This window comes from Enterobacter cloacae complex sp. P15RS, from assembly GCF_014895905.1.
In the GTDB taxonomy this organism is placed as follows: Bacteria; Pseudomonadota; Gammaproteobacteria; order Enterobacterales; family Enterobacteriaceae; genus Enterobacter; species Enterobacter quasihormaechei.
In genome coordinates this window covers 103,373-109,499 of record NZ_JADBQL010000013.1, presented here as the reverse complement: position 1 = coordinate 109,499, position 6,127 = coordinate 103,373, and the positions used below count along the sequence as shown (strand labels likewise).

The 6,127-nt window shown below is 52.0% G+C and carries 7 protein-coding genes and 1 tRNA gene; 2 read left to right on the top strand and 6 right to left on the bottom strand.

Going from position 1 to position 6,127, the window contains the following annotated elements; all coding sequences use genetic code 11:
- Positions 1-732, bottom strand: a 732-nt coding sequence (locus IM267_RS21220) for an MBL fold metallo-hydrolase (protein WP_226847986.1), incomplete at its 3' end; no start/stop codon positions are given.
- Between the two features lie 170 nt (positions 733-902).
- On the opposite strand from IM267_RS21220, the gene IM267_RS08345 reads away from it, so the two are divergent.
- Positions 903-1,301, top strand: a complete 399-nt coding sequence (locus IM267_RS08345) for a hypothetical protein (RefSeq protein WP_193033173.1) — start codon at positions 903-905, stop codon at positions 1,299-1,301.
- A 58-nt stretch (positions 1,302-1,359) separates the two neighbouring features.
- On the opposite strand, the gene IM267_RS08340 is transcribed toward IM267_RS08345, so the two are convergent.
- The 5 genes from IM267_RS08340 to actS all read right to left on the bottom strand — a co-directional run bounded on the left by IM267_RS08340 (position 1,360) and on the right by actS (position 5,385).
- A complete protein-coding gene (locus IM267_RS08340; RefSeq protein ID WP_107533676.1) occupies positions 1,360-1,971 on the bottom strand; it encodes an outer membrane beta-barrel protein in 612 nt (203 codons plus the stop codon).
- Positions 1,972-2,070: 99 nt separating this feature from the next.
- Entirely contained in the window at positions 2,071-2,700 is a 630-nt protein-coding gene (locus IM267_RS08335; RefSeq protein WP_107533677.1) for a winged helix-turn-helix transcriptional regulator, read from the bottom strand.
- Positions 2,701-2,763: 63 nt separating this feature from the next.
- Positions 2,764-3,939, bottom strand: coding sequence for an OmpP1/FadL family transporter (locus tag IM267_RS08330; RefSeq protein ID WP_193033172.1), 1,176 nt, complete (start codon positions 3,937-3,939; stop codon positions 2,764-2,766).
- A gap of 551 nt (positions 3,940-4,490) precedes the next feature.
- A tRNA-Gly gene (locus tag IM267_RS08325) sits at positions 4,491-4,564 on the bottom strand.
- An 80-nt stretch (positions 4,565-4,644) separates the two neighbouring features.
- On the bottom strand, positions 4,645-5,385 hold the full coding sequence (gene actS / locus IM267_RS08320) for an amidase activator ActS (protein ID WP_193033171.1): 741 nt from the start codon (positions 5,383-5,385) through the stop codon (positions 4,645-4,647).
- 163 nt (positions 5,386-5,548) lie between these two features.
- Here actS and idi point away from each other — a divergent pair, with 163 nt between their 5' ends.
- Entirely contained in the window at positions 5,549-6,091 is a 543-nt protein-coding gene (gene idi / locus IM267_RS08315; RefSeq protein WP_193033170.1) for an isopentenyl-diphosphate Delta-isomerase, read from the top strand.
- The last annotated feature ends 36 nt before the right edge of the window (positions 6,092-6,127 follow it).

Below are 6,127 nucleotides of genomic sequence, written 5' to 3'. Positions count from 1 at the left end.
CACCTGCCCCTTCACGCCGGGCTTCAGCAGGTTTCCATGGATATAGCTGGCACGCCGACTCATGGCATTTCCGGTCATGATATTTTCCGATACCGCCTCTTCCATAAAACCGGCTGGGGCATAGACTTTCACCTTGCCGGACGTCACCTCGGCTTCATCCACTACGCCACGCACACCGCCATAGTGATCGACGTGGCTATGGGTATAAATAACGGCAACAACCGGACGTTTGCCGCGATTATTGGCGTAAAGATCCATGCCCGCTTTGGCAGTTTCAGCAGACACCAGCGGATCGATAACCGTGATCCCCTCTTTACCCTCTACGATCGTCATATTCGACAGATCGAGGTTGCGGATCTGGTAGACGCCTTCTGTGACCTCAAACAGACCACCGATATTATTCAGCTGCGCCTGACGCCACAGGCTCGGGTTGACGGTATCAGGTGCTTTTTGCCCTTCTTTGATAAAAGCATATTGCCGGGGATTCCAGATAACGGCGCCTTTTTCATCTTTAATCACCGCAGGCGGCAGCGGGGCGATAAAGCCTTTATGCGCATTTCGGAAATCGGTTTTATTAAAGAAGGGCAACTGACCATAAAGTGCATCATTCATTTCCTTCGTACGGGCAGTTGCCTCCTTTACGTCCTTCTGTGCCAGGACAGGCAATGAGATCAACGAGGCCAGGAGCAGACCAGCAACGGCCATCGCACTAACGAGAGTTTTAAATTTCATACTTCCTCGAGGAGACATATTCACGCTGGCGGTACAGGGGGGAAAGGAGGCTATCACCGGAGTTTCCTTTTACCTAAGGAAATAACGTTTATAAATAAACAAGGTTAACCTTTCGTCGCTGTGGCCTTCAGGGATAATGCTGAGTCCCATTATTTTTCCGGAGTGATTCGATGAAGAGCCTGCCGTTCTTTTTCGCTGTCTTAAGCCTGAGCACATTAACAGCATGTCGTTCTTCCCCACCCGATAACGTTGAAAAGATTAATCATCTGCAAATTCCACTGGTATTGCCGGGAGAGAAACCGCCGCAGGCACAGATTTCTCATACCGCGTCTCTTTATCAGGAAAATAAACAGCAGATTGATAACTTAACGCGCAGCGTAAAATCGCAGTATCTTCAGGGCACAACCGCAAAAGAAATTTTTGTTTCTGACAGTGCGGTTCAACGCGTCTATGCCTCGTTGACCAAACTGGAACAATTAGATATGGTTAATCAGCAGTACCTGAAAGATAAAAACTTAACGGGCCTGCAAGATATTCACCTCATTCTTGAACCGTTATTATCCAGCTGAATGCAAAAAACCCGGCTACACGGTAGCCGGGTTTTTATTATGAGTAATGTCACGGGCATCAGTCGTACTGACCGAAGCGATAGCTAAGCCCTGCGGTGACGGAACTCAGGTCGCTGCTCACACCGATCTGATTAACATTACCCACGTTGCTAACCCACTGGTACTCCAGGCGACCCGCCCAGTTTTTGTTGAAGGCGTATTCAGTACCTACGGCTGCAAGCGGGCGCACGCCGGTTTCAAAGCGATTGTGACCACTTACATCGGATTCAGCGCGATAGCCCATCGCACCGGCACGGCCATAAATATCCCAGTCATTGGTCAGGGCGTAGCTCGCCTTCAGAGACATTTGCAGGCCCTGAGTCTTCATTTGCGCCCCTGCGCTATGTTGACCCTTGATCTGCATATTTCCTAAATAGTCATAACCGCCTTCTACCGCAAGCCATGGGGTAATCTGATAACCCGTATAAACACCTCCACCGACATTATCATGGTCAAAATCGAAGTGGTCGGAATTATTGTTATCAAATGCTTTTGAACCCGTACTGGTATCAAAATAGTGAGACCAGCCGAATTTTGCTCCGCCGTACCAGGTGCCCGCATCCGCGGCGGCTAGCGCTGAAGTGGCGGTAAACGCATTTACCATAATCAATGCGATAACTGTCTTTTTCATAAATATACCGTTTACGTGATAAAATAAAATTTAGAAAGCAAACGATATAGAAAATGAACAGTCTCGTTAATTCTATTTCTGTTTAATTTTAAACTTTCGCTAGAATGATTCAGGTAAATGCCTGACTTCCAGCAGATATCCACCGCGCCTGAAGGAGATATACTCTCCCTGCTTAAGGGCGGATAATACATTGAGTATACTGCTGCGAGAGAGCAGCGTTCGATCCTGAATATATTCCAGAATCGTGGTTCGTAAACGCGTCTCTTCAGGTAATAAAATCATTTCCTGAAGGTGGTTACGAATAACCGAATAGGTACGCTGCTGTAGTACCTGCGCATCACGGAATATCAAATAGGCCGTGTGGTATGAGAGCAGCGCCGCAACATCCTCCCAGACGCCCTCGGCACGAAACAACGCTGCCGCCTTGTCCGCATCGAGACGTAAAATGGTCGACGTCCTCTCGGCCCGCAGAAAATGCCCCTGGGTAGGCTGGATCATCTCTGCGATACCAAACAAATGCGGCTCGTAAACGGTTACTACCACCAGTCCATCCGAGGCCCGCAGCAGGGACAACTCCCCTTCCAGAAAGAGATACATCTGCTGCTTCCCTTTCCGTAACCACGTGAGTCGCTTGCGCGGGACAACCTGCACTTTCTCCGCTATCGGCTCAAGGATAGCGGTCAGTCGTTCGATGGATTTTTCGGGTCGAACAGGCGGTAAAATATGCATGATACAACCTTCTGACAGTGAATATCTGCGAGTATAGACCATATATTTTAAGCGGTTAGCCGATCAAAACTGATAGCTGTAGTTGACACTGGCAAACCAGAGATAAGGATGGTCGTAACTTCCGGCAAACGCCGTCGGCGATTTCACATGCGAGGACTGCATATGAAGATACGAAACGGCAATACCCATATTGCTGGCCGGGGTGATCTGATACTGGGCTCCCGTGCCAAATCGCCACTCATCGCCGGTAGGTAAGGTTAAGGCCACATCACTCTGGCTTTCATACGGCGAGCTGTCGAACGCCACGCCGGCATTCAGTCGCCACTGAGGCGTTGGACGATACTGCACGCCCACCGCGCCATGCCACGTGTCCTTGACACGGCTGACGTTGTGCAGCTGCTGGTCCCCGACAACAATTTGCGGCGCGCCGAACCGGCTCCAGTCCTGCCAGCCGAGATCGCCCATAACCGACCACCGCGGATTTATATCATGCACCAGGCTGAGCATGATTTGCTGCGGCGCGCTGATTTGCGCCGACACCGGCAGGTCGTAGGTGCCGTTCTGTAGACGCGCTTTGCCGTCAATATTGAAGCTGTAGTCCGTTTCGCTGTTCCACGTAATACCGGCTCGCGTCTGGTCAGTCAGCTGCATCAGCAGCCCAAGCCGATAGCTCATGGCCAGGTCTTCATCGCGTTGCCGGTAGTCATCATCGTTAACGTTGCGGGTCAGCGAGAAGTAACCATAGTTAACGTTGGCAGACGCACCAATCGAGAGACGGTCGTTAAGCTTATAGGCCAGCGAGGGGCTGAGCGTCATGGCCACCATGGTGCTCTTTTTGATGAGCCTGTCGCCCGTCCAGCTGCCGTAGTCGATCCCCAGGCCGTAATTACCGTAAAGCCCGACCCCGGCATAGAGATTATCGGTCACCTTCTGGCTATAAAAGGCGCTGGCATTTGGGATGGTTTTCATCACGTCGCCGGGGCTTTGATCGTTATCGTTATCCAGCTGGTTATCGATGGAGCCGTCCATAACCTGTAACCCACCGGTGACCATATGATCCGGTAACCGCGTCATGCCGGCAGGGTTGGTCATAATTGTCGAGGCATCCTGCGCACGAGCGGCCTGCCCTGCGCCGGCAAGCGCGGTATCTTCGGTGCCTGCTTCATAAAAATAGAGGGCGCTGGCATGGGCACTGGAGGCGGCTAATACGCCAGCGCACAGGAGGAGTCGTGTTTTCATCTGCGATCCGGGAAATAAAAAATTTGCCGACAGATATAACAGGGGCGCCTGATGACGTAAAAAGGAAGAGGGTTTAATTTTAAATTATGCGCGCGCGTATTTATATTTATGACACTCCAGCGACAGCCGGAACAAAGGCACCGCGATTCTGCCTGCACCTGGAGAAGAATGTCTTACCATGCCGTTTGTACTTGTTCAGCTTAGGACAAGCGTTACTCACTACTGGGATCGCTCTTATCCTCTCGCATGGATTCGATAAACTCCCGTTGCTCCGGTGTGAGTTCAAGCTCATCCAGCAGGCGATCTAACTCTTCTTCAGGCGATTCCTTTTGATTCTTTCTCTTCCCGCTAGCCATACTCACCCTTGAGTTATTAGGATTAATCTCAGGGTATCCAGGGTACAGGAAATGTGCAACTCACCGTGTTACGTCGACAACCGATCATAACAATGAACGAAAGGGGAAGCAGGTACGCCAGTACAGGATAGTCAGCGCTAGTAAGCAACCTACTGAAATAGAGAGTTTTTCGAACGGTTCTACTTGAGGAAATTCTGGAGCGGGCGAAGGGAATCGAACCCTCGTATAGAGCTTGGGAAGCTCTCGTTCTACCATTGAACTACGCCCGCTTTGAGGTGCGTAAGGCATTATAGACCTTACGCTTCTGCATACAAGCCTCTTCACAGCTAACTGGCGATAATCTAATCACTTAGCACTTCGGCTTGCTGCCCTGCGCCGGAAGATAACGCTGCGGATCGATGGCCGTGGCCTTATAGCGGATCTGGAAGTGCAGCTTCACCGTATCCGTCCCGGTACTGCCCATGGTCGCAATCTTCTGCCCCGCCTTTACGTTCTGACCGTTGTTGACCAGCATCGTGTCGTTATGCGCATAGGCCGTAATGTAGTCCTCACCATGCTTAATCATGATCAGGTTGCCATAACCGCGCAACTGATTACCGACATAAACCACCTTCCCGGCTCCCGACGCGTAAACCGGCGTGCCGCGCGCGGCTGCGATATCAATGCCTTTGTTGCCCCCTTCCGAGAGCGAGTACGGCGCCACCACTTTTCCGCTGGCAGGCCAGATCCAGCAACGCTGACCGACCGGCGGCCAGGAGGATTTTGGTACCTGGTAGGATGGTGTGACTTTGGCCGTTTTGCGCGTTGAGGATTTTTTCCCTGAGGAGGAACCGCCGTTAACCTTGAGCTTCTGCCCTATCTCAATGGTATACGGTGGAGAGATGTTATTCAGGCGCGCCAGCTCCTTCACGCTGGTCCCCGTGGCGCGTGAGATGCGGTAGAGTGTGTCTCCGCGCTTAACGGTATAGACGGCACCGGAATAACTGCCCATATCCGACGATTTACTCCCCGAGCATCCCGCTACAAATAGCGTCAGCGTCAGGCAGAAAACGGCAATGATCGGGTTTCTCGTCAGGCTTCCTGCAAACAAAACAGCTCCTCGGTCAGCGTGAATGGCGCACTATGATAGCAGCCCAAACTGATGCCGGTCATGCCCTTTTCCGCTCTGTGGGCCAAACCGTTCACATAAGAATGCAGTATAATAATTCTGCTGATGGTGCTGAACCATTTGGCATTTTGGCACTGGAGCATCAATGAGTATTCAAGAACACGTTATTTTGGTAAATGACCAGGGAAAGGTGATTGGCACTCAGGAGAAGTACGCCGCGCACACGACACACACCCCGCTACACCTGGCTTTCTCTTCGTGGCTGTTTAACGCTAAAGGAGAATGTCTGATTACCCGGCGCGCCTTAAGTAAAAAAGCCTGGCCTGGCGTGTGGACGAACTCCGTTTGCGGTCATCCACAGACCGATGAAGCGACGGAGCAGGCGATTATCCGCCGCTGCCGCTTTGAAATCGGCGCCGAAATCACCGACATCACTCCCGTTGCCCCGGCGTTCCGCTATCGCGAAGCCGACCCGTCCGGGATCGTTGAAAATGAGATTTGCCCGGTCTACGCGGCCCGCGTCACGAATACCCTCGCAATCAATAGCGACGAAGTGATGGAATATCAGTGGGTGGAGCTGGACGCGCTATTTCGCGCGCTGGACGCCACGCCGTGGGCGTTCAGTCCGTGGATGGTGCTGGAAGCGACAGCCGCGCGCGAAGAACTCAGCGCCTTCGCCGCGCAATAAAAAAGCCCCGGCGAAATACGCGCGGGGCTTTTTTTA

Excerpts from the sequence above, each read along its gene's own strand:
- IM267_RS08345 (WP_193033173.1), top strand. The coding sequence starts at position 903 with ATGAAGAGCCTGCCGTTCTTTTTCGCTGTCTTAAGCCTGAGCACATTA.
- IM267_RS08340 (WP_107533676.1), bottom strand. The coding sequence starts at position 1,971 with ATGAAAAAGACAGTTATCGCATTGATTATGGTAAATGCGTTTACCGCC.
- IM267_RS08335 (WP_107533677.1), bottom strand. The coding sequence starts at position 2,700 with ATGCATATTTTACCGCCTGTTCGACCCGAAAAATCCATCGAACGACTG.
- IM267_RS08330 (WP_193033172.1), bottom strand. The coding sequence starts at position 3,939 with ATGAAAACACGACTCCTCCTGTGCGCTGGCGTATTAGCCGCCTCCAGT.
- idi (WP_193033170.1), top strand. The coding sequence starts at position 5,549 with ATGAGTATTCAAGAACACGTTATTTTGGTAAATGACCAGGGAAAGGTG.